We start from the raw sequence: 24,758 nt of genomic DNA, 5'->3' as shown, positions 1-24,758 counted from the left end.
CTTCCAGCACGTTGGCATTATAACATACTTTACAGTTTGGTGCAAGGGAAAAGGAAGGGCCATCAGGACCCTTGCGACAGCAGATACACGCAGTACTGATTCATGCTGACTCCTTCTTCTTTGGCGTGTTCGGCCAGACGGCGGTGCAGGCTTTTGGGGATCCGCAGCTTAAACTGTCCGGAATATCCATTGGCAGATACCGGTTCTGCAATCTCCACTCCGCTTTCCAAGGCTGCGGCCAGCCACTCCTTCTTCGCATCTTCAGCATTTTTGGCAGCCTCTTCCATGGAATCACCGACCGTGATGCATCCCGGCAAATCCGGATAACGGGCCACATATCCCCCCTCATCCGGATCCGGAACGATTTCCAGCCGATAAGGAAGTGCCATATAATATTCAATCGTTTTCATTTCCAGCTTCCTCCTCCACCACCTGTCGGACCATCTCGACATATACTTTTTTGATGGGTTCATGTTTGGGGACAGTAATGGGGTTTTTCCCAGGTTTCCTGAAAGTATAATGGCTGCTTCCGCCTCTGGGTGCACTCATTACGTACCCATAACTCTCCAATATTTTTCTTAGTTCATCAAACCTCATGTCTTTTGATAAAGTGAGTATTTTTTTCAGCAATTTTTCCCATTTAGACATATCGTTCCTGCCTTTAGTATAATTGACACCATATATGGTGTCAATATCTTGTTTCCTGTTGTGTACTGTCCAACGTTTTCCCTGATATTACATAGTATGTATTTTACTATATTTGTAGAATATTTCAACTTTTTATAGTGAAGCTAAAAAAGACGTCAGCCTGTTAGCAGTCAGCAGAGGATCCCTGCTTTCCATACCGAACAAATCTGACGTCTGCCATCTCAAGGCCCTCAGGCCACATTTGACTTTTTCTTATATTCCCTGCCGCACCAGGCTTTCTGCGGTGCATACGGCGGCAATGGCCGGGTCGATTACCGGGACCCCCAGTTTTTCACTAAGGGGCCTGGCCAGTCCCAAAAAGGACAGGCAGCCCAGGATCAGACACTGGACTCCTTGTTCCCTGATCAGCCTTTTTCCCTCTTCCACCAACTGGGCAAAGGCTTCTTCCCGATTGTCCCAGATGGATTTTCCCTGGAAATGGATGGCTCCGATGGCTTTGATCCGTCCAGGACCGATGCCCAAGGTAGGCAGGAACAGTTCTTTTTCCCCGATCCGGGCGGGATCACTGAGGATGACTCCCGACTGCCTGGCCACCAGGGGCGCCTGGAGCACCGAAGCCTGGGCTCCGCCCACCACTGGGATTCGGAGCCGTTCCCGGCAGGCTTCAGCCGCCGGATCAGAAAAGCAGTACAGCACCACAGCGTCACACCCATCCTGTTCCGCCTGTTTGGCCAGTTCCAGGATTTCCGGACCGGCCAGGACCACATCCGCCGCACTGTTGATTTCCACTTTTGTTTGGGTGAGACAGACCATGGACAGTTCCACATCGGGCCCCACAAACTGCTGGAGGATGCTGCAGCGCTGGGCCATGGCCTCTTCCCCCACCCCATAATCCGGATTGATGATACGGATTTTCATAGGCACCTCAGGACAGGATCTTGGACAGGAATTTCTGGGCCCGTTCCGATTTGGGATGAGCGAAGAATTCCGCCGGCGGGGCGCTTTCCACCAGATAGCCCCCATCCATGAAATGGATCATGTCGGATACATCCCGGGCAAAGCCCATTTCGTGGGTCACCAGTACCATGGTAATGCCGCTCTGGGCCAGTTCCCGGATCACGTCCAGCACCTCTTTCACCATTTCCGGATCCAGGGCGGACGTAGGTTCATCCAGGAGCAGCACATCCGGATGCATGGCCATGGCCCGGGCGATGGCCACCCGCTGCTGCTGGCCCCCGGAAAGCCGGCTGGGATATTCTCCTGCCTTGTCAGCCAGCCCAACTTTGGCCAAGAGTTCCCGGCCATCTTTTTCTGCTTCTTCCCGGCTTTTCCCATTGACCACCATGGGGGCATAGGTCACGTTCCGGAGTACGGTCATGTTTTTGAACAGGTTGAAATGCTGGAACACCATCACTTCTTTTTTCCGGATGTCCGCAATCTTTATCCCCGGTGCCAGAATGTCCTGACCTTCGAAGATGATCTTTCCCCCATCAGGTTTTTCCAGCAGGTTCAGACACCGGAGCAGGGTGGATTTTCCACTGCCGGAAGGACCGATGATGGTCACCACCTGTCCCCGCTCCACCTCCAGGCTGATGTCCTTCAGGACTTCCAGACTGCCGAAATGTTTGGCCACATGTTCTACTTGGATAATGTTGTCAGTCACTGATACGCACCTTCTTTTCAAAATAGGCACCGATAAAGGTGAGGATCATGACCAGCACATAATATACGGCAGCCGCTACTATAAAGGCTTCAAAAGCCCGGAACGTCTTGGCCTGGATTAAATCCGCCCAACGAAGGGTATCAGCGACCCCGATGACGGACACCAGGCTGGAATCTTTCAACAGCGCAATGCTCTCATTGATCAGCGCCGGGAAGGTGTTCTTGATGGCCTGGGGTAAAATCACATCCAGGATGAACCGATGCTTGGGCACCCCCAGGGAAAGGGCCGCTTCCCACTGGCCCTTGTCCACCGAAAGGATCCCGCCCCGGAGGGCTTCAGAAATATATGCGGCGGAATTCAGCCCAAAGGACAGCACCCCGGCTTGAAGTGCTGTAATGTTGTATCCCGTAAGCTGGGGCGTGGCAAAATAAATCAACATCAGCTGCACCAGAAGCGGTGTTCCCCGAAAAACTGAAATATAAAACCGTGCCAGAGGGGCAAATACTCTGTTCCGGGAGATGGTAATGAGAGCCAGGATAAAGCCCCCGATAAATCCCAGGAAAGTAGAGAAAAACGTGAATTTCAACGTAACCCACACTGCGCTTTCCAGTAGTGGCAGGTAGGGCATGAGAACAGAAAATTTAAACATAGGATTCGCTTCTCTTTTCAGATTAGATTACTGTTTAGCCACATCCAGTTTGGCTTCCGCCGTTTCATATTGTTTGGCAGCGTCTTCACCCAAGTATTTCACCAGGATTTTGTGGAATTCTCCATTGGATTTCATTTCCTTCAGGATATCGTTGATTTTGCCGATATCCTTGGAATCTTTGGGCAGAGCAATAGCAAAGGTATCATCGTTGACTACCGGCAGATCCAGGATGGCCATTTCCAGTTCAGGATTTTCCTTGACGAATACAGAAGCCTGGGCAGAATCAAAGAGCCCGGCATCGAGACGGCTGTTCTTGATATCCTGGACCACCAGCGGAGTATTGTCCAGTTCTGTCACTTCGATGCCCCCTGCTTCCTTCAGTTCTTTTACATAAGTGGTGCCCATGGAAGCCCCGGCTTTCTTTCCCTTCAGATCAGCCAGAGATTTGTAGCCAGCCCCCTTCTTGAAAATCAGTGCCTTCATGGGGAAATAATAAGGTTTGGAGAAAGAAACCACTTCTTTCCGTTGGGCCGTGGGAGAAATCCCGGAAATGATCATGTCCGCCCGGCCGCTTTGGAGAGTAGGCACCAGGGAAGCAAATTTCATATCCTGGAATTCCACGGTTTTCCCCAGTTTTTTCCCGATATACTGGGCAATTTCGATATCAATGCCGGTATAGTCCTTTGTGCCTTCCTTAACACTTTCAAAAGGCGGAAAAGTGGCATTAATGGCTACCACCAGCTTTTTGCCGTCTCCCCCAGTTTTTCCTGCCTCTTTCTTGGCATCATTTCCCCCGCATCCGGCAAGAGCCAGCAGGCAAAAGGCTCCCGCCAGTACACAGGCAATCTTTTTGGTCAGTCTGTTGGTCATCATCATTCATACTTCCTTTCTTTTAAAAACTCTCTCCCTTGGCATATTCCGGAAATCCGTTCTGGGAAAGATAGTATCGTGCCACCTGTTCATCGGTAGCAATCCAGGCCCCATGATCTTTGGCATACCGGATAAATTCCCGCAGCGCACGGACATACTGGGGATGGCCAATGAACTGAGGATGCATGACAAAATTCATCATCCGTCCTTCTTCCGCCAGTCCGTCCAGTTCATCCATCCAGATTCCCACCATTTCCCGTCCGCTTCGCAGGAAATAATGTTCCGGATGCTGAAGGGTATACATGTCATAGGAGGTATCATCCACAATGCCATCTTTTGGCAGTTCCACAATGGGAATGGTCTTTCCGTTCAGTTTGTGAAGAAAAGGCCCGTCATTGTCCCGCCAGTTGGAGGAATAGATATACCCCCGGTCCAGCCACAGCTGCAGGTGGAAGTCATATACGTATCCATCCGGGCTCCGGTTCCCCATAGGCCGTCTGCCGGTAATTTCCCTCAGGATGTTTTCCGCTTTTTCCATCAGGGCATTTTCTTTTTCGTAAGTGTCACAAACTTCATGAAGGTACCCATGATAGGAAACTTCATGCCCCAGTTCTGCAATAGTACGGATTACATCAGGATGATGCTCGGCAGTCCAGGCCGGAGTGAAGAAAGTGGCCTTCACTCCTTCACTTTCCAGCAGCCGGAGGATCCGGGGAATCCCCTGCTTGACGGAATAGCGTCCCCGGGACAAATGAACCGGGTGATGCACATTGACAGGATTCCGGGTCAGCCAGAGGGTTTCCGCATCAATATCAAAGGAAAGGCACAGGGCCAGCCGTTTTCCATGAGGCCATTTCATTGGCAGGCACCTTCTTTCTGTTCATAAAAATCCCTTACATATTGGGCCACTTCCTGACAGGAAGCAATCCAGGCTCCGTTTTGCTCCATGTACAGGACCAGCTGTTCCAGCATCCGGATCCGTCCGCTCCGGCCAATCAGCTGGGGATGGAGTTTCAGGACCATCACTTTGTCTCCCTCGCTGGCCAGTTCATCAAAATAATCTTTCCAAATCCCGTAAACATAATCATTGGGATAAGTGCAGGTAATGGTGGCCTCATCTGCATAGGAGAAGTAATAATAAGAAAAGTCGTCAATTCCCGGTTCTGTAGGCAGTTCGATGACCGGAGTCCGGGGGCCGCATTCCTGAGGAATGTAAGGCCAGTCGCAGTCCTTTAATGTGGAATCGTAAAGATATCCTCTTTCCTGAAGAAGTGCCATGCTGCATTCCTGAAGCACATCCAAAGGCCCCCGGTGTCCTGCCGGTTTGTGACCGCACAGCTTTTCGATCAGGGCTTCACTTTTTTCCATATTGGACCGTTCTTCATCAGCAGACAGACCAAGGGTGCTCTCATGCTCATACCCATGGTATCCGATTTCCAACCCTCTGTCGGCAATTTTCTTCACCGCATCCGGATATTCTTCGATGATCTTCCCGGGAATGAAGAACGTGGCAGGCAGATGCTGCCGGTCCAGCAGAGCCAGGCACCGGTCCAGGCCTTCGTGAGGGCCGTACTGGCCCCGGGAAAAGTCAGAGAATCCGATGGTTTTCTTCCCGATGACGGAATGACGCAACAGTTCCGCGTCAAAATCAAAAGTCAGCATGACGGCGATCCGCTTGCCTCCCGGCCACTGGATCCCATCCCCGTTTTTCAAAGCAATCAATAATTTCACCTTCCGTGCCATAGTATAGGATTCTGATTGGAATAAAGGTTATTATAGCACATATAAGATAACGTTGTGCATATTTTTTCACTGATTATGAATACATATAATTTCATGTATCATTTGTTACAAAAAAAAAGAAGCTGCCTGCTTGTTACGCAGACAGCTTCCTGATTTCTCTCTTACAGAGCAGCCTTGGCAGTTTCCACCAGTTTGGCGAAAGCAGCGGCATCGTTTACAGCCATGTCGGCCAGGACTTTCCGGTCCAGCACAACGCCGGCTTTGGTCAGGCCGCAGATGAAACGGCTGTAGCTCAGGCCGTTGGCCCGGGTAGCAGCGTTGATCCGGGCGATCCACAGCTGACGGAATTCGCGTTTCTTGGCTCTTCTGTCACGACGGGCATACATCAGGCCCTTCATGACGGTTTCATTGGCTTTTTTGAACAGCTTGCTCTTGGAACCTCTGTAGCCTTTGGCCAGCTTCAGGATATGTTTATGACGTCTATGGGCAGTTACGCCGACTTTAATTCTTGCCATTGTTTATTTCCTCCTTGGAATCTCTGAAATCTCTCAAACAGTGAAATTATGCGTACGGCAGCATCTTGGCTACACGTTCGTGGTCGGTCTTGTGGACCAGACCCGCTTTACGCAGGTTTCTCTTACGGGTAGGAGATTTGTGTTCCAGGATGTGGCTCCGGAAAGCTTTACCACGTTTGAATTCACCGGTAGCGGTGGCTTTGAAGCGTTTAGCAGCAGATCTGCGGGTTTTCATTTTCGGCATGATTGGACATCCTCCTTGTTATTTGGCACTTTTGGGAGCAACGATCATGATCATGTTGCGTCCTTCCAGCTTCGGCTTTCTTTCCACAGTGGCAATCTCCTGCAGTTGGTCAGCCATTCTATTCAGTAATTGTTCACCCAGTTCCGGATGGGTCATTTCCCGGCCCCGGAACATGATGGTAACTTTTACCTTGTCACCGCCCTGTAAGAAGCGGATGGCATTCTTGGTCTTTACTTCGAAATCGTGGTCTTCGATGCGGATCCGGAGTTTGACTTCCTTCACATCGATGATTCTCTGGCGCTTCCGGGCCTCTTTTTCTCTCTTCTGCTGTTCATAGAGATACTTGCCGTAATCCATGATCCGGCAGACCGGGGGTTTGGCCTTGGGAGCGATTTCCACCAGGTCCAGATGCTTTTCTTCGGCCAGGTGCAGGGCATCATGGAGAGACATGATTCCAAACTGTTCCCCGTCCGCAGAATTTACACGAACTTCTCTTGCGCGGATGGCTTCATTGATCCGCAGTTCATCTTTTGCTATGACGTTCACCTCCAATAGGTTAGACAGACAATAAAATAAAAACGGGCGAACCAAAGTCCACCCGTTGCAAATCCGTATCACTGACCCTGTCGAGCGTTGCCGCAAGGTGAGAAGCAGGTGGCCTCTACTTTGGTTACTTGATTATTATACCACAGGGATATTATTTTGCAAGCTTTTTTACATCATCTGCCGGAATTTCTCAATGGGCAGCAGCCGGTAGAGCACCATGCAGATCACCAGATCCGGCAGCAGATAGGAACCGTTGGCCACCAGGGAATAGACTGCCGGGGACATGGTGGCCGGCGCATAGCTGGCAAAGAACACCACCCCGGAAAGGAAATGGAACAGATACCGGACGGCCACCCCCACGGCCATGCCCAGATAGGGCCGCTGAGGGAAGAATCCGCACAGCCCCAGGGCCATGAAAGGCAGGGGATAATCCAGGAGCACCTGGACCGGATGGAGGATGTAGGGGTTCAGCAGCAGGTTCAGCAGCCCGTACACGAACCCGGCCATGATCCCCACCCGGGGGCCGTACACAAAGGCTATGAGCATCATGGGCAGCATACCTCCCAGGGTAATGGTGCCTCCGTAGGGCATCCGGTAAAGGGGCAGCAGGCTCAGCACCAGGGTCAGGGCCAGGAGCAGGCCGCAGACAGTGGCCTGGTGAGTGGTGATCTTCATTGGCCGTCCCTCTCTTCTCTTGCCTGGCGCATCAGGGCGATTTCCGCCTGGTAGCCGGCCAGTTCATTGGGGGTCTCCAGGATAAAGGGCAGGTCCCGGAGGGCCGGATGATTCACCACGTTTTTCAGGGTTTCCAGTCCGATGCATCCCAGGCCCAGCTTTTCGTGCCGGTCCTTGTGGGCTCCCAGGGGATTTTTGCTGTCGTTGAGATGGATGGCTTTCAGCCGGTCCAGCCCAAGGGTCCGGTCGAATTCTTCCAGTACTCCGTCCAGATTAGAAGCGATGTCATACCCTCCGTCCCACACATGGCAGGTATCCAGGCACACCCCCACTTTTTCCGGATGGTCCAGCCGGTCGATGATGGCCCGGAGTTCTCCGAAGGTCCGGCCCACTTCCGTCCCCTTCCCGGCCATGGTTTCCAGGAGCAGGGTGGTGGAAAGATCCGGATCCAGCACGGCGTTCAGGCACTGGGCAATGAGAGCGATGCCTGTTTCCGACCCCTGTCCCAGGTGGTTTCCCGGGTGCATGTTGTAATAGTTCCCGGGCACCGCCTCCAGCTTTCTCAAATCATCGGCGATGGTTTCCCGGGCAAAAGTCCGCACATCCTCCTTGGAAGAAGCCGGATTCAGGGTATAGGGAGCGTGGGCCACCAGAGGAATGGCCTGGTTGGGCTCCCAGAGGGCCTGGAATTTTTCCACATCTTTGGGATCGATTTCCTTGGCTTTGCTGCCCCGGGGATTCCGGGTAAAAAAGGCAAAGGTATCCGCTCCGATGGAAAGGGCCGTCTTCCCCATGGCGGCGAAGCCTTTGCTGGAGGACAAATGGCATCCAATATGAAGCATCCTGTATGTACTTCCTTTCGTTTATTTCACGTGGCTTGCAAAATCAAAGGGCAGTTCGATGATGTACCGCATGCCCCGGCCTTCCGCATTGTCCGCCCGGATCTGGCCTCCCATCAGGGTCACCAGACGCTGGGTCACCACCAGGCCCAGGCCTCCGTGGACTTTGGCGCTGCCCACCTGCCGGGTCAGTTCAAAAGGCAGGAAGGCTTTCTCCACCATTTCCTGGGGCACCTTCATGCCGGCGCAGAGCACGGTGAATTCCATGGCAACTTTTTTGTTCTTCACCAGTTTCTGCCGTACGGCGCAAAGGACTTTCTGTCCCCGGTCCGTAAACAGCAGAGCATGGGTGAGCAGGTTCAGCAGTACCTGTTCCAGCCGTTTTTCGTCCCCGATCAGGTTGGGATACAAGAGAGGTTCCACGGTGCAGTCGTAAGTGATGCCCCGTTTCTCCCCTTCTTTCTGGAACAGCTGGTTCAGTTTGGTCAATGTTTCATCCACATTGAATTCCTCGCTGCGGATTTCCAGGGTGCCGTTTTCGATGTCGGACAGTTCCTTTACGTCTTCGATCATGGTCATGAGATACCGGGCTTCCTGCTGGCTTTCGTCCAGATAATCCTTCCGCCGTCCCGGATCCATTTCCTCCCGGGTGAGGCTGAGATTCCCCATAATGTCCCGGAGAGCTTCCCGGGTATCCTGGCTGAACCGGTTGAGGAATTCCGTTTTGGCCTGGGCGGCCTTCCGGGCTTCGTTCATGTCCAGGCTCAGCTGGGCCCGTTTTTCCATTTCTGCAGACCGGCTGTCATCCACATCCCGCTTCAGCAGCAGGCAGCTGCGGCTGTGGATTTTGTCATTCTTGACTCCCTGGAACAGGAAGGCCTTCCAATGGAAAGTACCGTCGGCGCCTTTTTCCCGGGCAATGAATTCCACCGGAGAGCAGGTCTTCATGGCCTTTTCGATGGCCCCTTTGATATAGTCTTCGTTGTATTTCAGGCCGTCGCTGGGATGGAGGGGTCCGATCAGGTCCCCGATTCCCTCAATGTCCCGCTGGTCGATTTTCAGGTCTCCGTCCACGAAATGATACCGGTAGGCCTTCTGCTTCTTCCAGTCCACATCTTCCAGACTGTCATAGGTATCACAGAGATGGGCGATCATCCGGCCGATCCGGTAGCGGATCTTCCGTTCCCGGCGCACCTGGTGGGTGCGGAACCGGTAGGCGATCAGCAGCAGGACCAGAAGGCCCAGCAGGACTTCCGCCCCGGTTTTCAGCATGGGTGCGGTGGGAAGAGTTCCCGCGGCACCGGTGAGGAAATTTTTCCAAACGGCGATCTGACTGGTCAGGGTATTGATGATTTCCATAATCCACGCTCCTTGCCCTTACTGTTGGAGCTGCTGACGGAGATAGGCTTCCGCCGCCTGCAGCTGGTTGCTTCCTTCTTCATCGGCGGCTTCCACCACCTGGTCCGGCTCGATGCCCACCTTGTCGATGCTCCGGCCGCTGGGGGTATAATACCGGGCCACGGTCAGCTTCACGGCGGTTTTGTTGCTCAGGAGGAAAATATTCTGGACCACACCCTTGCCATAGGTCTTCACCCCGAAGATCTTCCCGGATCCGGTATCCTGGATGGCGCCGGAGACGATTTCCGCCGCACTGGCGGTGCCATGGTTCACCAATACCGCCAGGGGGAAGTCCACTTTTTCCAGTGAAGAGGATTCGGTCTGGGTGTTCCCGTCCTTGTCTGTGACGGACACAATGGGACCTTTGGGCACCAGGTACCGGGCCACTTCCACACCGCTTTCCAGAAGGCCTCCCGGGTTGTCCCGAAGATCCAGTACCAGGGCCTTCATCCCCTTGTCCCGGAGATCCTGGAGGCTGGCACCGAAGTCTTTGCCTGTATCCTCGTTGAAATTGGTCACCCGGATATACCCGATGCCGTTTTCATCCATCCGGCTGTACACGCTTTTCAGCTTGATGTCGCTGCGGGTAACGGTTACATCCCGGGGTTCCTCCTCTCCCCGTTTCAGGGTCAGGGTCACCTGGGATCCGTCCTGACCCCGGATCTTTTTCACCACCTGGTTCAGAGTCTGGCCGGACAGGTCTTCTCCGTCGATTTTCAGCAGGATGTCCCCGGCTTTGATGCCGGCCTTGTAGGCAGGGGTGTCCTCAATGGGAGCCACCACCACGAACTGGCTGTCCTTTTTCTGGCCCATGACCATGCCCACCCCGCCGAAATGGCCTTCGGTCATGGTGGACAGGGCCTGGAAGTCCTGGTTGTCCAGGTAGGTGGAATAGGGATCGTTCAGGACCCCCACCATGCCTTTGAGCGCCCCGTCATAAATGGCTTTCCGATCGGTTTCCCCTACATAATGTTCCTGGATCAGGTGCATGGTCCGGACGATCTGGAAAAGGGCTCCCGGGTCTCCGATCCAGTTTTTCATCAGATAATAGGTCCCGCCGCTGAACACACCCAGGGACAGGAAGAATACCCCCAGCATCTGGGGGGCTGTATAGCGTTTTTTGAACATAGTTTGCCTCTGTGGGATGCTGCCCGGCAGCATCCCTGTCACTGGTCACTGGTCAATTGTCACTGGCCGCTGGAAGGCAAACGCCGGGCATTTGCCACCGAATGCAGAAATTTTCTCTGCTCTTTACTCTTTTCTCTGCACTCTGCACTCTGCACTCTTTACTCTGCACTCCTGCTTACGGCAGATACTGCAGGGGGCTGACCACTTCTCCGTGGATACGGACTTCGAAATGACAGTGGGGTCCGGTAGAATTGCCGGTGCTGCCGGCCAGGGCGATGGTCTGCCCTTTGCTCACCTGTTCCCCTTCTCCCACGGTAATGGAAGAATTGTGGCCGTACAGGGTCACCATGCCCCCGCCGTGGTCGATCATCACCGCATTGCCGTAGCCGCCCATCCAGCCGGCGTACACCACGGTGCCGCTGTCCGCGGCATGGACCGGATCCCCGTAATCGGCGCCGATATCCAGCCCTGCATGGAAGATCTGGGTCCCCCAGATGGGATGGACCCTCCAGCCGAAGGGAGAGGTGATCTCCCCGTTCACCGGCCAGGCCAGCTGGCCGGTGCCCCCTGCCTGGGGCATCATCCGGCCTTCCTGTTCCATCCGCTGGATCATGGCGGTGATTTCCTGGCTGTTCCGCTGGAGTTCTTCATATTCCGCATCCAGCTGGGCTTTTTCCGCCAGAGCCTGTTCATACAGTTTCTGCCGTTCCACCGTCTTCTGGGCCACGATCTGCTGTTCCTTCTGGCCTTCCGCATGGGCAGCTGCCAGCTGGCTCTTGATGTCGTCCAGTTCCGCCTTTTTCGCCAGCAGTTCCTCCCGCTGGGTCTCCAGCCGGTCGATCAGGTTGAAATCCCGGCGGACCACCCGCTGGAGCAGGTACATCCGGGAAGAGAAATCCCGAAAATCCGCCGCTCCCAGCAGCACATCCAGATAGTTCACCTGGCCGTTTTCGTAAATGTCCCGGAGCCGTTTTTTGTACACCGCCCGGCTTTTGTCATATTCCTTCTGTTTGGCTGCCAGAGCCGCCTCGTTCTGACGGATCTTGATTTCCAGAGCCTGCTGCCGGGCCTCGATGGCCGCCAGCTTCCGCTTGGCTTCCGCCAGTTCTTCCTGGGTCAGGATCAGCTGCTCCATGGCATTGCCGATTTCTTTTTTCTTTTCTTCCAGCTGGGCGTCCTTTTCCCCCAGCTGCTGCTGGATCTCGTCCAGCTGAGCCCGCTTCTCCTCAATGGTTTCCGCCCAGGAAACGGAAGCGGACAGCTGGGTCCCCAGCAAAAGGAGGGCGGCAGCAAGGGCTGCTTGTTTCTTCATCCCCACCGCCTCCTACACATCCAGGAACTTCCGCAGGGAGATGCTGCTGCCCAGAGCCCCGATCAGGGTCCCCACACAGACCAGTCCCCCGCAGAGCCAGCCCATGGTGGGCCAGCTGGGCAGCATGGGGAAGAAGGCCAGTGTCCCGTAGATCTTGGCCTGGATGGCATTGTACCCTTTGTACAGAGCCGCCGAAGCGATCACCGCCCCCACAAAGCCCATGATCATTCCCTCCAGCAGAAAGGGCCAGCGAATGAACCAGTCAGTGGCCCCCACATATTTCATGATGTTCACTTCCCGGCGCCGGGCAAACACGGTGATCCGGATGGTGTTGGAGATAATGAACAGGGTGGCAATGGCCAGAAGCACGATCAGCAGCACCCCGCCGATCCGGAGCACCCGGGTCAGCTGGAACAGATGTTCCACCACTTCCTGGCCGAACTTGGCGGTTTCCACCCCGGGCATCTGCTGGAACTGGGGCACCAGCTGGGGAATCCGTTCCGGATTGTCCACCTGGATCTCAAAGGAGGCCGGGAAGGGATTGTCCTCTCCCAGGGCCGCCAGCAGCTTCTGCTGTTCTCCCAGACGGCTCTTGAAATCCGCCAGGGCCTGCTCCTTGGTCCGGGGCGTCACCTTCACGATCCCGGGGGTGCTCCGGAGCACTTTTTCCATCTGCTTCAGCTGGTCGGCGGAAGCGCTGTCTTCCATATAGATGGTGACCTGGACCTGGTTCTCCAGATGTCTGGCCAGGTTGTTCACATTGAGCACCATGGTGAGGAACATCCCCAGCACCAGGATGGACAGGGCCACGGTGCTGATGGAGGCGATGCTCATCAGGGAATTCCGCTTCAGAGAGGTAAAGGTCTCCTTGATGTAATACCATTTTGTACTAAACTTCATACCCGTAAACTCCTTTGCGGTCATCCCGGACCAGCCGCCCGTTTTCCAGGGCGATGACCCGTTTCTGCATATAATCCACCATGGTCTTGTCGTGGGTGGCCATCAGGATGGTGGTGCCCCGGCTGTTGATCTGGGTGAAGATTTCCATGATTTCCTTGCTGGTTTCCGGGTCCAGGTTGCCAGTGGGTTCATCAGCGATCACCAGGAGAGGGTCGTTGACAATGGCCCGGGCAATGGCCACCCGCTGCTGTTCGCCCCCGCTCATCTCTCCCGGATAGTTGTCCCCCCGGCCCTTCAGGCCCACCAGTTCCAGCACTTCATTGACCCGCTGCCGGATCTTGTGGCTGGGGGCCTCGATCACCTGCATGGCAAAGGCCACGTTTTCATAGGCGGTCCGGTCGTTGAGCAGCCGGAAGTCCTGGAAGACGATGCCCAGCTGCCGCCGGAGATAGGGAATGTCCCCCCGCTTCAGTTTCATCACATCCACTCCGTCCACCAGGATCTGCCCGGAAGTGGGTTCGATTTCCCGGGAGATCAGCCGGATGAAGGTAGATTTGCCGGCCCCGCTGGGGCCCACCAGGAACACGAACTCTCCCGGTCTGATATGTACGTTGATATCCTCCAGGGCTACCGCCCCGCCAGGATAAACCTTGCCTGCATGACGCATTTCCAGCATGGGATTCCTCCTGTATTTTCATAGGTTGGAAAATCCGGTCCAAAAAAGGCCCGTGGACATCTGTCACCGGGCCAAAAGGGCCAGGGCCCTTCCAATATTGGCTCTGGCTTCTTCCCGGAGGGCACGGATCTGTTCCCGTCCCTGCCGGCCGTCAGAGTTCCAGAGTTTTTCGGCCATAGCCGTCAGTTCTTCCGCCGTCACCTGGCCGATGGTATCCACTACCGTCCCCTTCATGCCATCCACGAACCGGTCCACCTTGGGGTCATAGGAAATGGCCATAAAGGGAACGTCGTTGATGGCGGCAAACACCAGGGCGTGGAGCCGCATGCCGATCAGCAGATGGAGACAGCTGATCAGGTCCTGGTATCCCTGGGTGGAACATTTCTGGTCCAGGATGAACACATCCCGGCGGTTTTCCATAGCCTCCGCCACCTGATTGGACAGTTCCCCGTCCGCCGGGAACTGGAGGGGCACAAAGACAATCTGGGCCTGGAAGCGCTTTTTCAGTTCATCCGCCGCCCGGGCAAATTCCCGTACGAACCGTTTTTCTCCCTTCCAGTGCCGGAGGGCAAAGCCCACCAGAGGCCGGGAAGGATCCACCCCCAGTTTTTCCAGGAGCCGGAGGCCCTCCTGTTTCCGGCCTTCCGGAAGGGAGAACACCGCATCGCTGGTCACATGGATGGCGGCAGGATCAAAGCCCATGGATTTCAGATCATCCAGGGACCCGTCGTCCCGGACGGTGATCAGATCCGCCTGCCGGCACACCAGCCGGGTAAGACGGCGGCTGAACCAGCCCCGGATGGGGCCGATGCCCTGGGCAAACAGCATGATTTTCTTCCCCATGACCGCCGCCAGGGCAATCAGGGAAAGATAATAGTAGAGGCTCAGCCGGCTGGTCACGTTCTGGAGCAGGCTGCCGCCTCCGGAAAGGAGCAGATCCGTCCCGGCCATGGCCCGGCAGATTCCAGGCAGGTCGAACCGATGGACCGCCTTCACCGGATGGAGCCGGGCGGTGACTTCCGGATTCCCGGAGATCACCGTCAGCTCCACCTGGGGATCCTGCTGTTTCAGGCTGGTTACAATGGCCGTGAGCATGGCCTCGTCTCCGGCATTGGAAAACCCGTAATAGCCGGAAATCAGGATCTTACCCAAAGGGATTCCTCCTCTTTGCACAGAACGCTGCCACATGGGGATACGCCAGGGCGAAGATGGCAAGGGCAATAAGCCCGGCCACCAGCCCCACTCCGTATCCGTCCAGGGCCCGTACATAACTCATGAGAATGGGCGAACGCATGTGGGCAAAGGTCTGGACGGCACTGCCCTGGCCGATGGCGGCCCCGGTGACGCACAGTCCGTAGAACCAGGTGGGCAGCTTTTTCCAGGCAGCCCAGGCGGCCAGGAAAAAGGCCGGATGGCCGATCATGAATTCCTTTTCCCGGGGCCGGGCCCACATGGTCTCTTCCAGGAAGAACCGGAGCTTCTGCTCAATGGCAGGCACCGGCACCCCGGCCGTATGGCCGCTGCGGCCGATGAACACCCAGGCCACAAAGGCGAAGATGCCCAGGATGCACAGGGCCTTCAGGTTCAGAGGCTGGTTCAGGAAGCCCAGCACCCGGCGGAAAGGCTTCCGCCAGTCTTCTCCCTGCTGCCACAGACCATGGGTCCGGAGGAACAGCAGGCAGGTCAGGACCACCGGCAGCATGAAGGTGGCCTTTACCCCCCGGTAAATATCCATTTCCAGCAGGAACCGGGTATCGCTGAGTATGCCTCCTACCATGGATGCCCCGATCAGGGACAGGACGATGGTTTCAAACAGATGGACACAAGTCCGGAGAGCCAAAGCCCCCAGGCTGCCCCGGGATCCGTTTTTCCGCCAGATCCCCATCATCCGGTGCATGCTCAGCACCGGGAAGATCACCGCAGCCCCAAAGGCCACGCCCTGACGGGCCAGGAGCCCCAGGGGGCCGGCAAAAAGGCCGGCAGTCACCAGCACCCCGAAAATGCCCGTGGCTTTGACATAATGCTTTTCAGGGAGTACCCCCAAAAGCAGGAAATACAGGCACCAGGCGGCGGCCAGGGAGAAGGCCATGGGAATGTACCACAGCCGGCTGGGCTGGTATACCTTGTAAATATCCGCCGGCCCCGTGGCAAAGCCCTTGCTGGCCACATCCCTGGTCACCCGGTCCACATAGTCCAGGTTGGTCTGGAGCAGGGTCTTGTTGTCCCGGGGAGTCAGGAAGGTCTTGATGTAGTTCACCCGGATGTTCCGTTCCTCATCCGCCAGGGACCAGCGTCGGAAGGCATCGAACACCTGCATTTTCCGCTGTTCCGCATCGGCGATCACATAGGTCCGGGCCACCTGATAGTTGGCCACTCTGGCCAGTTCGGTCATCCCTTCCAGTTTTACGAACTGGAGCTGGGTGACCCCTTCCACCATGCCCATGGTAATGTGCCGCTGGAGCAGGTTTTTGGCCACCAGAGGCAGGTACTTGTTGTTCCCCAGCATCTGTTTGCCGCTGCCGATGATCAGGCTCACTTTGGCCCCGCTGTCATCCAGCCGGCGGAAGAAGGCGTTGATCTGTTCCTCTTCGCTGGCGGCGGCTGCGGTATACCGTTCACAGTAGTTGGTGGGACGGATGGCCACCATGAAGCCGTTCTTCGTCACATCCTGGAGCTCATCGGTGGACGGCCCCAGGTCCATTTCCCGGACGCCCCGTTCGTCCCCGGCAATGGGGTTCTTGCTGATGATGGTATCCCCGTCGAACCGGAGGATCAGGGGAGAGACATTCAGTTCCACGATCCGTTCTTTCCCGAACCGGAGCCGGATGTCCTCTTCTGCTTCCTTCAGGGCCCGTTCACTGGTCCCGGCGGAAATGTACAGGGCATCCACCATAAAGTCCGGATTGTCCACAATGGCCTGCCATTCCGGACGAAGCTGCTGGACCCGGGCCAGTTCCAGGAGCTGGGCCCCGGTGAGCACATTCACGGACCCTTTCTGGGCCAGTTTGTCCAGGCTGGTGTCGAACACTGTCAGGGTGGTCACCCCCCGGTCCCGGAACTCCTTGAACACCTGTTCCTTGGGAACTCCTTCCTCCTGGGCCATGCGCACCAGGCTGTTGTATTCCATGACCGTTTCGATGGTTTTGTTGGCCCGTTCCACCTGGATCCGCTGCCAGTTCAGGCACAGGGAAGCGGCCAGTCCCAGGCCCACCAGGGCCAGGAACAGTTTCTGATAGGTTTTCATGGTGTCAGACCACCTCTCAGTGTTTCAGGCTGCGGAGATAGGCTTCCACAAACAGGTCCAGATCCCCGTCCATCACCGCCTGGATGTTGCCGGTTTCCGCTCCCGTCCGATGGTCCTTCACCATGGTGTAGGGCTGGAACACATAGGACCGGATCTGGCTGCCCCATTCGATGGCCTGGTAATCCCCGGCGATTTCGCTGATCTTTTTGTCCTGGATGGCCTTTTCATATTCATACAGTTTGGCACGGAGCAGGGCCAGGCAGCGTTCCTTGTTCTGGAGCTGGCTCCGTTCGTTCTGGCACTGGACCACGATCCCGGTGGGAAGGTGGGTCATCCGGACGGCGGAAGAAGTCTTGTTGACGTGCTGTCCGCCGGCACCGCTGGCCCGGTAGTAGTCCACCCGCACATCGTCCATGTTCAGGTTCACTTCCACGGTTTCGTCCAGTTCGGGCATTACATCCACTGCGGCAAAAGAGGTGTGCCGCCGGGCGTTGGCATCAAAGGGAGAGATCCGCACCAGACGGTGGACCCCCTTCTCGCTTTTCAGGAACCCGTAGGCATTGTGTCCCTGGATGGTAAGGGTGGCGCTTTTCACCCCGGCTTCTTCCCCGGGGAGTACATCCAGCAGTTCCACGGAGAATCCCTTCCGTTCCGCATACCGGGTGTACATCCGCAGCAGCATGTTGGTCCAGTCCTGGGCTTCGGTGCCGCCGGCCCCGGCATGGAGGGTCAGGATGGCGTTGTTGGCGTCATACTGGTCGCTGAGGAGCATGCCCAGTTCCAGGTCCGCCAGGGTCTTCCGGGCGGTTTCCACTTCGCTTTCGATTTCACTCTGGAGGCTGTCGTCCTTTTCCTCCATAGCCATTTCCCAGAGGGTCTCCACGTCTTCCAACTTCTGGTTCAGCCCGTGGTAGGTCTCCACTTCGCTTTTCAGGTTGTTGGCTTCCTGGGCCACGGTCTGGGCCTTGTCCGGATCATCCCAGAACCCGGGCGCCGCCATCTGGTGTTCCAGGTCTTCGATCCGCTCTTCCTTCTGGGCAATCTTCAGACCGCCCTTCAGTTCTTCCAGTTTATCTTTCAATTGGGTGATTGCCGGTTTCAGTTCTTCCAGTAACAAGATTTTCCAGCCCTTTCTTTTCGTAATGGTAAAATGGGAAAAACGAAGCCGGGTTTCCCCAGCTCCGTTTGGTGCATCCGTTTTTGTCTCCCCCAGCGGGGATTCGGGCGCCCTTACTGCCGGGGAGCCCCTGCCGGCTTTCCTTCCCCGTGGATTTCCGCAGGAGTCTGAGCGCCTTCCGCCGTACCGTCCACATTGGGGTTGTTCACGGAAGCGTTGGACAGGTGGTCTTCCACCGTAGGCTGGGTCACCACGTTCACCCGGTACATGTACCGGACCACATCGTCCACAATGGCTTCCTTCATGCCTTCGAACATGTCGTAGGCTTCAAATTTGTATTCCACCAGAGGATCCCGCTGGCCGTAAGCCCGGAGCCCGATCCCTTCCCGGAGGGCATCCATGGCATCCAGGTGTTCCATCCAGTGGGTATCCACCACCTTCAGCATCACCAGGTTTTCCAGTTCCCGCATAATGGGAGCGGTGATGGCGGTTTCCCGTTCGTCGTAGTAATCGTGGGCCACCTTGTGGAGATGTTCCTCCAGTTCTTCCCGGCTCATGTTGGCCAGTTCGTCAGCCTTCAGGCTGCCCTGGGGTGCATAGAATTCCTCCGCGTATTTAATCAGAGAAGGAATGTCCCAGTCCTCGCTGTAGGCTTCTTTGGGAGCGTACATGTCCATGGTCCGGTCCACAATATGGTCCGCCATGCCCAGGACCGTTTCCTTCAGATCGGCCTTTTCCAGGATCTTCCGGCGCTGGTCGTAGATGACTTCCCGCTGTTCGTTCATCACATCGTCATATTCCAGCACGTGTTTCCGGATGTCGAAGTTCCGGCTTTCCACTTTCTTCTGGGCGTTTTCGATGGACCGGGTCACCAGCTTGTGTTCGATAGGTTCGTCTTCGTCCATCCCCAGCTTGTCCATGATCCCGGAAATGTTGTCAGAACCGAACAGCCGCATCAGGTCGTCTTCCAGGGACAGGTAGAAACGGGTGGAACCCGGATCCCCCTGACGGGCGCAGCGGCCCCGGAGCTGATTGTCGATCCGGCGGGATTCGTGCCGTTCCGTACCGATGATGTGGAGACCGCCCAGTTCGGCCACCCCTTCGCCCAGGGTGATATCCGTACCACGGCCGGCCATGTTGGTGGCGATGGTCACGGCGCCCATCTGGCCGGCATCTGCCACGATCTCCGCTTCTTTTTCATGATACTTGGCGTTCAGCACATTGTGCTGGATGCCCTTTTTCTTCAGCATGGCGGACAGTTCCTCGCTCTGGGCGATGGAAGTTGTCCCCACCAGCACCGGCCGGCCCACGGAATGGAGTTCCTCGATGGCCTTCACCACAGCCCGGTACTTGGCTTTCTTGGTCTTATAGATCACATCCGGGTAGTCGATCCGGATATTGGGTTTGTTGGTGGGCACCACGTAGACGCTGAGCCCGTAAATCTTCTGGAATTCCTGTTCTTCCGTCTTGGCGGTACCGGTCATGCCGGACAGCTTGTCGTACATCCGGAAGTAGTTCTGGAAGGTGATGGTGGCCAGGGTCTGGCTTTCCCGTTCCACCTTCACATGTTCCTTGGCTTCGATGGCCTGGTGCAGCCCTTCGGAATACCGGCGGCCGTACATGAGCCGACCGGTAAATTCATCCACGATGATGACTTCCCCGTCCTTCACCACATAGTCCCGGTCCCGGATCATCAGGGCCTTGGCCTTCAGGGCTTCCATCAGCTGATGGGACAGATCCGTGCCGTTTTCCGGGTCGTACATGTTCTTTACGCCCAGGAGTTTTTCCGCCTTGGCGATACCGGCTTCGGTGGGAGCCACGGTCTTGAGCTTTTCATCTACGGTGTAGTCTTCTTTTTCCTTGAAGTTCTTCACCACATCCGCCATGATGTTGTACAGATCCGTGGATTTTTCCCCGGGACCGGAAATGATCAGAGGCGTACGGGCTTCATCGATGAGGATGGAGTCCACTTCGTCCACGATGGCATAATGGAGGGGCCGCTGGACCATCTGATCCAGGGACACCACCATGTTGTCCCGGAGGTAGTCGAACCCGAATTCGTTGTTGGTGCCGTAGGTGATATCCGCTGCATAGGCTGCCTTCCGGGCGGGGAAATCCATGTCGTGGACAATCAGCCCCACGCTCATCCCCAGGAACCGGTACACCCGGCCCATGTCTTCACTGTCCCGGCGGGCCAGGTAGTCGTTGACGGTGACCACATGGACCCCTTTGCCTTCCAGGGCGTTCAGGTAAGCCGGCAGGGTGGCCACCAGGGTCTTCCCTTCACCGGTACGCATTTCGGCGATGTTCCCCCGGTGGAGGATGCAGCCCCCGATCAGCTGCACATCGAAATGACGCAGCCCCAGCACCCGACGGGAGGCTTCCCGGACCACGGCAAAAGCTTCCGGCAGCAGGTCATCCAGGGTTTCTCCTTTGGTGAGCCGCAGCCGGAATTCCTGGGTCTTGGCACAGAGGCGGGCATCGCTGAGCCCGGCCATTTCCGGTTCCAGCGCATTGATTTTATCCACATAGCCCTGGCAGACCTTCAATTCTTTCTTATTGGGGTCACCAAAGACCAGTTTCATCAGGTTTTCCAGCAAGTATATCACTCCTCAGTTCTTGTAAGCGCTCCAGGCGCAAATTACCACTATGAATCCATTTTTTAATTGTAGCAAATGCGTATATGAAAGTCAAAAAGAGTCGGGGCAAACGCCCCGGCTCTTTGTAAAAATTTCTTGAATTTACGGGATAACCCGGTTTTCGGAAAAGGTTCAGGCCATTTCCGGATTAATCAGGCCGTAATCCCCGCTTCTTCTCCGGTATACAATGGCGATTTTTTCCGTTTCCGCATTGAAGAAAATGAAGAAATCGTGGTTCAGCATGTTCATCTGCATAATGGCTTCCTGGACACCCATGGGCCGCATGGCGTAATTCTTGGTACGGGCTACCTTGAATTCCCCGGTTTCTTCCGGTACATCTTCACTGTCTTCTGGCAGCGGAGCCGGTGCCGCATCCTTGAAGTTGCTGTATTTCCGTTTCATCAGGCGGGTCTTGTATTTATGGATCTGCCGTTCGATTTTTTCCACGCACTGGTCAATAGATGCATACATATTTTCAGAAGTTTCCTGGGCCCGCAGTACGATGCCGCTGGCAGGAACCGTGATTTCAACGATATGTTTGCCTTTTTCCACCCGCATTACCGCGGTGATCTCACCTACCGTCTTGAACTGTTTGGTAATGGTCTGCACGCGTTTTTCCACGTAATCTTTTAATGCCTGGGTGACCTCGATGTTTTTACCACGAACTTTTACTGCCATAATAACTACCTCCTCACCAATGGGACATTTCCCATCGTTGTTATTATACATATTCTACAACTCTTCGAAAATCCCTGCAAAGGAAAATAAAAAAATGTAAATTTTTTTGATAAAAAGAGGCTGCCGCACAGGCAGCAGCCCCTCTCTTACAGGATTTTGGACAGGAAATTCCGGGCCCGTTCGTTTTTGGGATGGGCGAAGAATTCGGTAGGATCTCCCTGTTCCAGGATCTTCCCGCCGTCCAGGAACAGGATCCGGTCTCCCACTTCCCGGGCAAAGCCCATTTCGTGGGTCACCACAACCATGGTCATCCCTTCCTGGGCCAGGTTCTTCATAACATCCAGTACTTCGTTGATCATTTCCGGGTCCAGGGCGGAAGTGGGCTCGTCAAAGAGCATGGCCTTGGGCTTCATGCACAGGGCCCGGGCAATGGCCACCCGCTGCTGCTGGCCCCCGGACAGGCTGCCTGGATAGGCATCGGCCTTGTTCAGCAGGCCCACCTTGTCCAGGTACAGCTTGGCCTTTTCCACCGCTTCTTCCTTCTTTTCGTGGCGGACGATCATGGGAGCCAGGATCAGGTTGTCCATCACCGTCATGTGAGGGAACAGGTTGAACCGCTGGAACACCATCCCCACTTCTTTCCGCACTTCGTTGATGTTGGCTTCCCCGTTGAGAGGGATCCCGTCAAAGGTAATGGAGCCGGAGGTGGGCACTTCCAGGTAGTTCAGGCACCGGAGAAAGGTACTTTTCCCGCCGCCGCTGGGGCCGATGACCACCACCACTTCCTGTTCGGCAATGGTCACGTCGATGCCCTTGAGCACCTCGTTGTCCCCATAGCTTTTCCGGAGGCCCTCCACTTTAATCATTTCACTGTTCATCTTTCTTGTACCGCCTTTCCAGGACGCCTACCAAACGGGCCACCGCAAATGTCATAATGAGATAGATGATGGCCACGCTGAGCCAGATTTCAAAAGAGGCATAGGTCCGGGCAATGATCAGCTGGCCCCGGCGGGTCAGTTCTTCAAACCCAATGACGGACACCAGGGAGGAGTCCTTCAGCATGGCGATGAATTCGTTGCCCAGAGGCGGGATGATCCGCTTGAAGGCCTGGGGCAGGATAATGTGGCGCATGGTCTGCCACCAGGTCATGCCCAGGCTCCGGCCGGCTTCCATCTGTCCCTTGTCGATGGATTCGATGCCGCCCCGGAAGATTTCCGCCACATAGGCCCCGGAGTTGATGGAGCAGGCGGAAATGGCGGCCACATAGGCATCCACCCGGTGATGGATCAGGGCCGGCAGGGCAAAGTACACCAGAAAGATCTGGACCAGCAGGGGGGTGCCCCGGAGAAAGGTCACATAGATATCGCCCAAAATGCGCAGGCCCCTGATACCGCAGAGACGGATCAGGGACACCACTACGCCGATGAAGAGCCCCAGGCCCACACTGGCCGCTGTGATTTCTACAGTAATGCCTGCCCCGGCAAGCAGCAGGGGCAGGGATTCCTTGATGATTTCAAAATTCATGCATTCTCTTCCTTTTCCAGAAACCGCTTATTGAGCAGCTTTGGCATCTTTGCCGAACCATTTGGTGTAGATCTTGTCATATTCACCGTTTTTCTTCAGTTCATCCAGAGCCTTGTTGAAGTCGGCAGCCAGTTTGCTGTCCTTCTTGAAGGCAAAGCCGTAGGATTCCGCATCCATGGTATCCCCTACGATCTTGTCCTTGTCCTTGCCTTCCTTGGTCAGGTAGTACTGGGCCACCGGTTTGTCGATGATCACCGCGTCAACCCCTTTGTTTTCCAGTTCCAGGAATACTTCCGCATTGGTGTTGAAGGAAGTCACTTTGGCGCCAGGAACCTTGGCGGCCTTGTCAGCACCGGTGGTGCCGATCTGTACGGCGATCTTCTTCCCTTCCAGGTCTTTGATGCTCTTCACATCGTTGTTGTCCTTGGTCACTACCACTACCAGACCGGAAGTGTAGTAGGGATCAGAGAAGGTCACGGCCTTTTTCCGTTCGTCGGTGATGCTCATGCCTGCGGCCACCGCATCGATGTTGCCGGAGTTCAGGGCCGGGATCAGGGCATCGAAGCCCATGTTCTGGATTTCCACTTTTTTGCCCAGCTGTTTGCCGATGGCCCGGGCCAGGTCCATATCAAATCCGGCGAATTCCTTGGAATCTTTTTCCTGGAATTCGAAAGGAGCAAAGGTAGGTTCGGTCCCTACTTTGATCACTTTCTGGTCATTGGCAGCCTGTTTGGTATCGCTTCCGCAGCCGGCCACGGCCAGCATCAGAGCAGCCAGTACGCACATTACAGCAGAGATTTTTTTCATAATCTTCCCTCCATCTTCATAATGTAATCATTATACAGCGTTGCGTATGTTTATACAACCGGTTTTCGAGAAAAAGGGGCTGCCGCATACGCAGCAGCCCCGTCACCAGCCTCTAGTCACTAGTCTCTGGCTTTTGGAAATCAATTGTACCAATTGATTTTGAATTTGTTTTTCAATGCCAGCAGAGCTGGCTTCCCCCGGCCATTGACAATTGACCACTGACCATTGACAATCTCTTATTCCGCCTTGAACCACTTGTCGTAAATCTTCTGATATTCCCCGTCTTTCTTCAGTTCAGCCAGGGCTTTGTTCAGCTTGTCGCAGAGTTCTTTATTTTTCTTGGCAGTGGCGATGCCGTAGAAGTCGCCTTTCTTGGGGGTCCCCACGCTCTTGGCGTACTGGCTGCCCCCCTGTTTCAGGAAGTACTGGAGCACCGGCAGATCGCTGATCACCGCATCGGCGCCGCCGTTTTTCATTTCCAGGCAGGCCAGGTCGGAGGAATCGAAGGTCTTGACCTTGGCTCCTTCAATGGTTTCCGCATATTTGGCCCCGGTGGTGCCCAGCTGGACGGCAATGGTCTTGCCCTTCAGATCATCCAGGCCCTTGATGGCATCGTTGTCCTTTTTCACCACGGCCATCAGACCGGATTCATAGTAGGGATCGGTGAAGTTCACTTTCTGTTTCCGGGCATCGGTGATGCTCATGCCAGTGATGGAAACGTCGATGTTCCCGGATTCCAGGGACGGGATCAGTCCGTCAAAGGCGATACTCTTGATGGTCACCTTTTCATAGCCGGCTTTTTTGGCCAGAGCATTGATCAGGTCGATGTCGAAGCCCTGGACCTTGCCGTCCTTCTTGTCGGTAAATTCAAAAGGAGCAAAGGAAGGGTTGGTCCCCACCACCAGTTCCTTTTTGTCAGCGGCCTTTTTGTCGGCGGTACCGG

Annotated in this window: 27 protein-coding genes; all 27 read right to left on the bottom strand. The window is 55.4% G+C overall.

What is annotated here, in order from left to right:
* Positions 1–62: 62 nt before the first annotated feature.
* On the bottom strand, positions 63–410 hold the full coding sequence (locus QVO43_RS10075) for a toxin-antitoxin system HicB family antitoxin (RefSeq protein WP_022488389.1): 348 nt from the start codon (positions 408–410) through the stop codon (positions 63–65).
* Positions 397–648: a type II toxin-antitoxin system HicA family toxin gene (locus tag QVO43_RS10070; RefSeq protein WP_022488388.1), complete on the bottom strand. Its 252-nt coding sequence runs from the start codon at positions 646–648 to the stop codon at positions 397–399. Before QVO43_RS10070 ends, QVO43_RS10075 begins: the two co-directional genes overlap by 14 nt.
* Positions 649–900: 252 nt before the next feature.
* Positions 901–1,566, bottom strand: coding sequence for an aspartate/glutamate racemase family protein (locus tag QVO43_RS10065; RefSeq protein ID WP_022488387.1), 666 nt, complete (start codon positions 1,564–1,566; stop codon positions 901–903).
* 7 nt (positions 1,567–1,573) lie between these two features.
* Positions 1,574–2,299 (bottom strand): amino acid ABC transporter ATP-binding protein, encoded by a 726-nt coding sequence (locus tag QVO43_RS10060; protein WP_369678691.1) that lies wholly within the window; start codon positions 2,297–2,299, stop codon positions 1,574–1,576.
* A gap of 4 nt (positions 2,300–2,303) precedes the next feature.
* Positions 2,304–2,939: an amino acid ABC transporter permease gene (locus tag QVO43_RS10055; RefSeq protein WP_288174960.1), complete on the bottom strand. Its 636-nt coding sequence runs from the start codon at positions 2,937–2,939 to the stop codon at positions 2,304–2,306.
* A gap of 48 nt (positions 2,940–2,987) precedes the next feature.
* A complete protein-coding gene (locus QVO43_RS10050) occupies positions 2,988–3,833 on the bottom strand; it encodes a substrate-binding periplasmic protein (RefSeq protein ID WP_022488384.1) in 846 nt (281 codons plus the stop codon).
* A gap of 19 nt (positions 3,834–3,852) precedes the next feature.
* A complete protein-coding gene (locus QVO43_RS10045; protein WP_022488383.1) occupies positions 3,853–4,689 on the bottom strand; it encodes a polysaccharide deacetylase family protein in 837 nt (278 codons plus the stop codon).
* Positions 4,686–5,552 carry a polysaccharide deacetylase family protein gene (locus QVO43_RS10040; protein ID WP_288174959.1) on the bottom strand — a complete coding sequence of 289 codons (867 nt, stop codon included), beginning with the start codon at positions 5,550–5,552 and terminating at the stop codon, positions 4,686–4,688. Before QVO43_RS10040 ends, QVO43_RS10045 begins: the two co-directional genes overlap by 4 nt.
* A 182-nt stretch (positions 5,553–5,734) precedes the next feature.
* Positions 5,735–6,088, bottom strand: a complete 354-nt coding sequence (gene rplT / locus QVO43_RS10035) for a 50S ribosomal protein L20 (protein WP_022488381.1) — start codon at positions 6,086–6,088, stop codon at positions 5,735–5,737.
* 46 nt (positions 6,089–6,134) lie between these two features.
* On the bottom strand, positions 6,135–6,332 hold the full coding sequence (gene rpmI / locus QVO43_RS10030) for a 50S ribosomal protein L35 (RefSeq protein WP_022488380.1): 198 nt from the start codon (positions 6,330–6,332) through the stop codon (positions 6,135–6,137).
* An 18-nt stretch (positions 6,333–6,350) separates the two neighbouring features.
* Positions 6,351–6,884: a translation initiation factor IF-3 gene (gene infC / locus QVO43_RS10025; RefSeq protein WP_154487927.1), complete on the bottom strand. Its 534-nt coding sequence runs from the start codon at positions 6,882–6,884 to the stop codon at positions 6,351–6,353.
* A 162-nt stretch (positions 6,885–7,046) separates the two neighbouring features.
* A complete protein-coding gene (gene thiT, locus QVO43_RS10020; RefSeq protein WP_022488378.1) occupies positions 7,047–7,553 on the bottom strand; it encodes an energy-coupled thiamine transporter ThiT in 507 nt (168 codons plus the stop codon).
* A complete protein-coding gene (locus QVO43_RS10015) occupies positions 7,550–8,395 on the bottom strand; it encodes a deoxyribonuclease IV (protein WP_022488377.1) in 846 nt (281 codons plus the stop codon). Before QVO43_RS10015 ends, thiT begins: the two co-directional genes overlap by 4 nt.
* Before the next feature lie 21 nt (positions 8,396–8,416).
* Positions 8,417–9,751 (bottom strand): sensor histidine kinase, encoded by a 1,335-nt coding sequence (locus QVO43_RS10010; RefSeq protein WP_022488376.1) that lies wholly within the window; start codon positions 9,749–9,751, stop codon positions 8,417–8,419.
* A gap of 18 nt (positions 9,752–9,769) precedes the next feature.
* A complete protein-coding gene (locus QVO43_RS10005) occupies positions 9,770–10,918 on the bottom strand; it encodes a S41 family peptidase (protein ID WP_022488375.1) in 1,149 nt (382 codons plus the stop codon).
* A 175-nt stretch (positions 10,919–11,093) separates the two neighbouring features.
* Complete coding sequence (locus QVO43_RS10000) at positions 11,094–12,230, bottom strand: murein hydrolase activator EnvC family protein (RefSeq protein ID WP_022488374.1); 1,137 nt, start codon at positions 12,228–12,230, stop codon at positions 11,094–11,096.
* 12 nt (positions 12,231–12,242) lie between these two features.
* The gene (gene ftsX / locus QVO43_RS09995) at positions 12,243–13,130 is read right to left on the bottom strand and encodes a permease-like cell division protein FtsX (protein WP_022488373.1); all 888 of its coding nucleotides are present in this window, start codon (positions 13,128–13,130) and stop codon (positions 12,243–12,245) included.
* Positions 13,120–13,806 carry a cell division ATP-binding protein FtsE gene (gene ftsE / locus QVO43_RS09990; protein WP_022488372.1) on the bottom strand — a complete coding sequence of 229 codons (687 nt, stop codon included), beginning with the start codon at positions 13,804–13,806 and terminating at the stop codon, positions 13,120–13,122. The genes ftsX and ftsE overlap by 11 nt, the downstream gene beginning before the upstream one ends.
* Before the next feature lie 63 nt (positions 13,807–13,869).
* Positions 13,870–14,958 carry a polysaccharide pyruvyl transferase CsaB gene (gene csaB / locus QVO43_RS09985; protein WP_022488371.1) on the bottom strand — a complete coding sequence of 363 codons (1,089 nt, stop codon included), beginning with the start codon at positions 14,956–14,958 and terminating at the stop codon, positions 13,870–13,872.
* Complete coding sequence (locus QVO43_RS09980; protein WP_022488370.1) at positions 14,951–17,050, bottom strand: DUF5693 family protein; 2,100 nt, start codon at positions 17,048–17,050, stop codon at positions 14,951–14,953. Before QVO43_RS09980 ends, csaB begins: the two co-directional genes overlap by 8 nt.
* Positions 17,051–17,066: 16 nt before the next feature.
* Positions 17,067–18,167: a peptide chain release factor 2 gene (prfB, locus tag QVO43_RS09975; RefSeq protein ID WP_022488369.1), complete on the bottom strand. Its 1,101-nt coding sequence runs from the start codon at positions 18,165–18,167 to the stop codon at positions 17,067–17,069.
* Between the two features lie 113 nt (positions 18,168–18,280).
* Positions 18,281–20,752, bottom strand: a complete 2,472-nt coding sequence (secA, locus tag QVO43_RS09970; RefSeq protein ID WP_353844354.1) for a preprotein translocase subunit SecA — start codon at positions 20,750–20,752, stop codon at positions 18,281–18,283.
* A gap of 186 nt (positions 20,753–20,938) precedes the next feature.
* Positions 20,939–21,484, bottom strand: coding sequence for a ribosome hibernation-promoting factor, HPF/YfiA family (gene hpf / locus QVO43_RS09965; RefSeq protein WP_022488367.1), 546 nt, complete (start codon positions 21,482–21,484; stop codon positions 20,939–20,941).
* A gap of 146 nt (positions 21,485–21,630) precedes the next feature.
* Positions 21,631–22,350 carry an amino acid ABC transporter ATP-binding protein gene (locus QVO43_RS09960; RefSeq protein WP_329777941.1) on the bottom strand — a complete coding sequence of 240 codons (720 nt, stop codon included), beginning with the start codon at positions 22,348–22,350 and terminating at the stop codon, positions 21,631–21,633.
* A gap of 1 nt (position 22,351) precedes the next feature.
* Positions 22,352–23,008, bottom strand: a complete 657-nt coding sequence (locus QVO43_RS09955; RefSeq protein WP_022488365.1) for an amino acid ABC transporter permease — start codon at positions 23,006–23,008, stop codon at positions 22,352–22,354.
* Positions 23,009–23,035: 27 nt separating this feature from the next.
* On the bottom strand, positions 23,036–23,815 hold the full coding sequence (locus QVO43_RS09950) for a basic amino acid ABC transporter substrate-binding protein (protein WP_022488364.1): 780 nt from the start codon (positions 23,813–23,815) through the stop codon (positions 23,036–23,038).
* Between the two features lie 236 nt (positions 23,816–24,051).
* Positions 24,052–24,758 (bottom strand): basic amino acid ABC transporter substrate-binding protein (locus tag QVO43_RS09945; protein ID WP_288174957.1); only part of this gene is annotated, 707 nt, incomplete at its 5' end.

The sequence above is a fragment of the Acidaminococcus sp. CAG:542 genome (assembly GCF_000437815.1).
GTDB lineage: Bacteria > Bacillota > Negativicutes > Acidaminococcales > Acidaminococcaceae > Acidaminococcus.
Note: the sequence above shows the minus strand (reverse complement) of the source record. Positions and strands in the feature narration are given on the sequence as shown.

What these genes read in the sequence shown, in the direction of transcription:
- QVO43_RS10075 (WP_022488389.1), bottom strand. Translation starts at nt 410, where the DNA reads ATGAAAACGATTGAATATTATATGGCACTTCCTTATCGGCTGGAAATC.
- QVO43_RS10070 (WP_022488388.1), bottom strand. Translation starts at nt 648, where the DNA reads ATGTCTAAATGGGAAAAATTGCTGAAAAAAATACTCACTTTATCAAAA.
- QVO43_RS10065 (WP_022488387.1), bottom strand. Translation starts at nt 1,566, where the DNA reads ATGAAAATCCGTATCATCAATCCGGATTATGGGGTGGGGGAAGAGGCC.
- QVO43_RS10055 (WP_288174960.1), bottom strand. Translation starts at nt 2,939, where the DNA reads ATGCCCTACCTGCCACTACTGGAAAGCGCAGTGTGGGTTACGTTGAAA.
- QVO43_RS10050 (WP_022488384.1), bottom strand. Translation starts at nt 3,833, where the DNA reads ATGATGACCAACAGACTGACCAAAAAGATTGCCTGTGTACTGGCGGGA.
- QVO43_RS10045 (WP_022488383.1), bottom strand. Translation starts at nt 4,689, where the DNA reads ATGAAATGGCCTCATGGAAAACGGCTGGCCCTGTGCCTTTCCTTTGAT.
- rplT (WP_022488381.1), bottom strand. Translation starts at nt 6,088, where the DNA reads ATGGCAAGAATTAAAGTCGGCGTAACTGCCCATAGACGTCATAAACAT.
- rpmI (WP_022488380.1), bottom strand. Translation starts at nt 6,332, where the DNA reads ATGCCGAAAATGAAAACCCGCAGATCTGCTGCTAAACGCTTCAAAGCC.
- thiT (WP_022488378.1), bottom strand. Translation starts at nt 7,553, where the DNA reads ATGAAGATCACCACTCACCAGGCCACTGTCTGCGGCCTGCTCCTGGCC.
- QVO43_RS10015 (WP_022488377.1), bottom strand. Translation starts at nt 8,395, where the DNA reads ATGCTTCATATTGGATGCCATTTGTCCTCCAGCAAAGGCTTCGCCGCC.
- QVO43_RS10010 (WP_022488376.1), bottom strand. Translation starts at nt 9,751, where the DNA reads ATGGAAATCATCAATACCCTGACCAGTCAGATCGCCGTTTGGAAAAAT.
- QVO43_RS10005 (WP_022488375.1), bottom strand. Translation starts at nt 10,918, where the DNA reads ATGTTCAAAAAACGCTATACAGCCCCCCAGATGCTGGGGGTATTCTTC.
- QVO43_RS10000 (WP_022488374.1), bottom strand. Translation starts at nt 12,230, where the DNA reads ATGAAGAAACAAGCAGCCCTTGCTGCCGCCCTCCTTTTGCTGGGGACC.
- ftsX (WP_022488373.1), bottom strand. Translation starts at nt 13,130, where the DNA reads ATGAAGTTTAGTACAAAATGGTATTACATCAAGGAGACCTTTACCTCT.
- ftsE (WP_022488372.1), bottom strand. Translation starts at nt 13,806, where the DNA reads ATGCTGGAAATGCGTCATGCAGGCAAGGTTTATCCTGGCGGGGCGGTA.
- QVO43_RS09980 (WP_022488370.1), bottom strand. Translation starts at nt 17,050, where the DNA reads ATGAAAACCTATCAGAAACTGTTCCTGGCCCTGGTGGGCCTGGGACTG.
- secA (WP_353844354.1), bottom strand. Translation starts at nt 20,752, where the DNA reads ATGAAACTGGTCTTTGGTGACCCCAATAAGAAAGAATTGAAGGTCTGC.
- hpf (WP_022488367.1), bottom strand. Translation starts at nt 21,484, where the DNA reads ATGGCAGTAAAAGTTCGTGGTAAAAACATCGAGGTCACCCAGGCATTA.
- QVO43_RS09960 (WP_329777941.1), bottom strand. Translation starts at nt 22,350, where the DNA reads ATGATTAAAGTGGAGGGCCTCCGGAAAAGCTATGGGGACAACGAGGTG.
- QVO43_RS09955 (WP_022488365.1), bottom strand. Translation starts at nt 23,008, where the DNA reads ATGAATTTTGAAATCATCAAGGAATCCCTGCCCCTGCTGCTTGCCGGG.
- QVO43_RS09950 (WP_022488364.1), bottom strand. Translation starts at nt 23,815, where the DNA reads ATGAAAAAAATCTCTGCTGTAATGTGCGTACTGGCTGCTCTGATGCTG.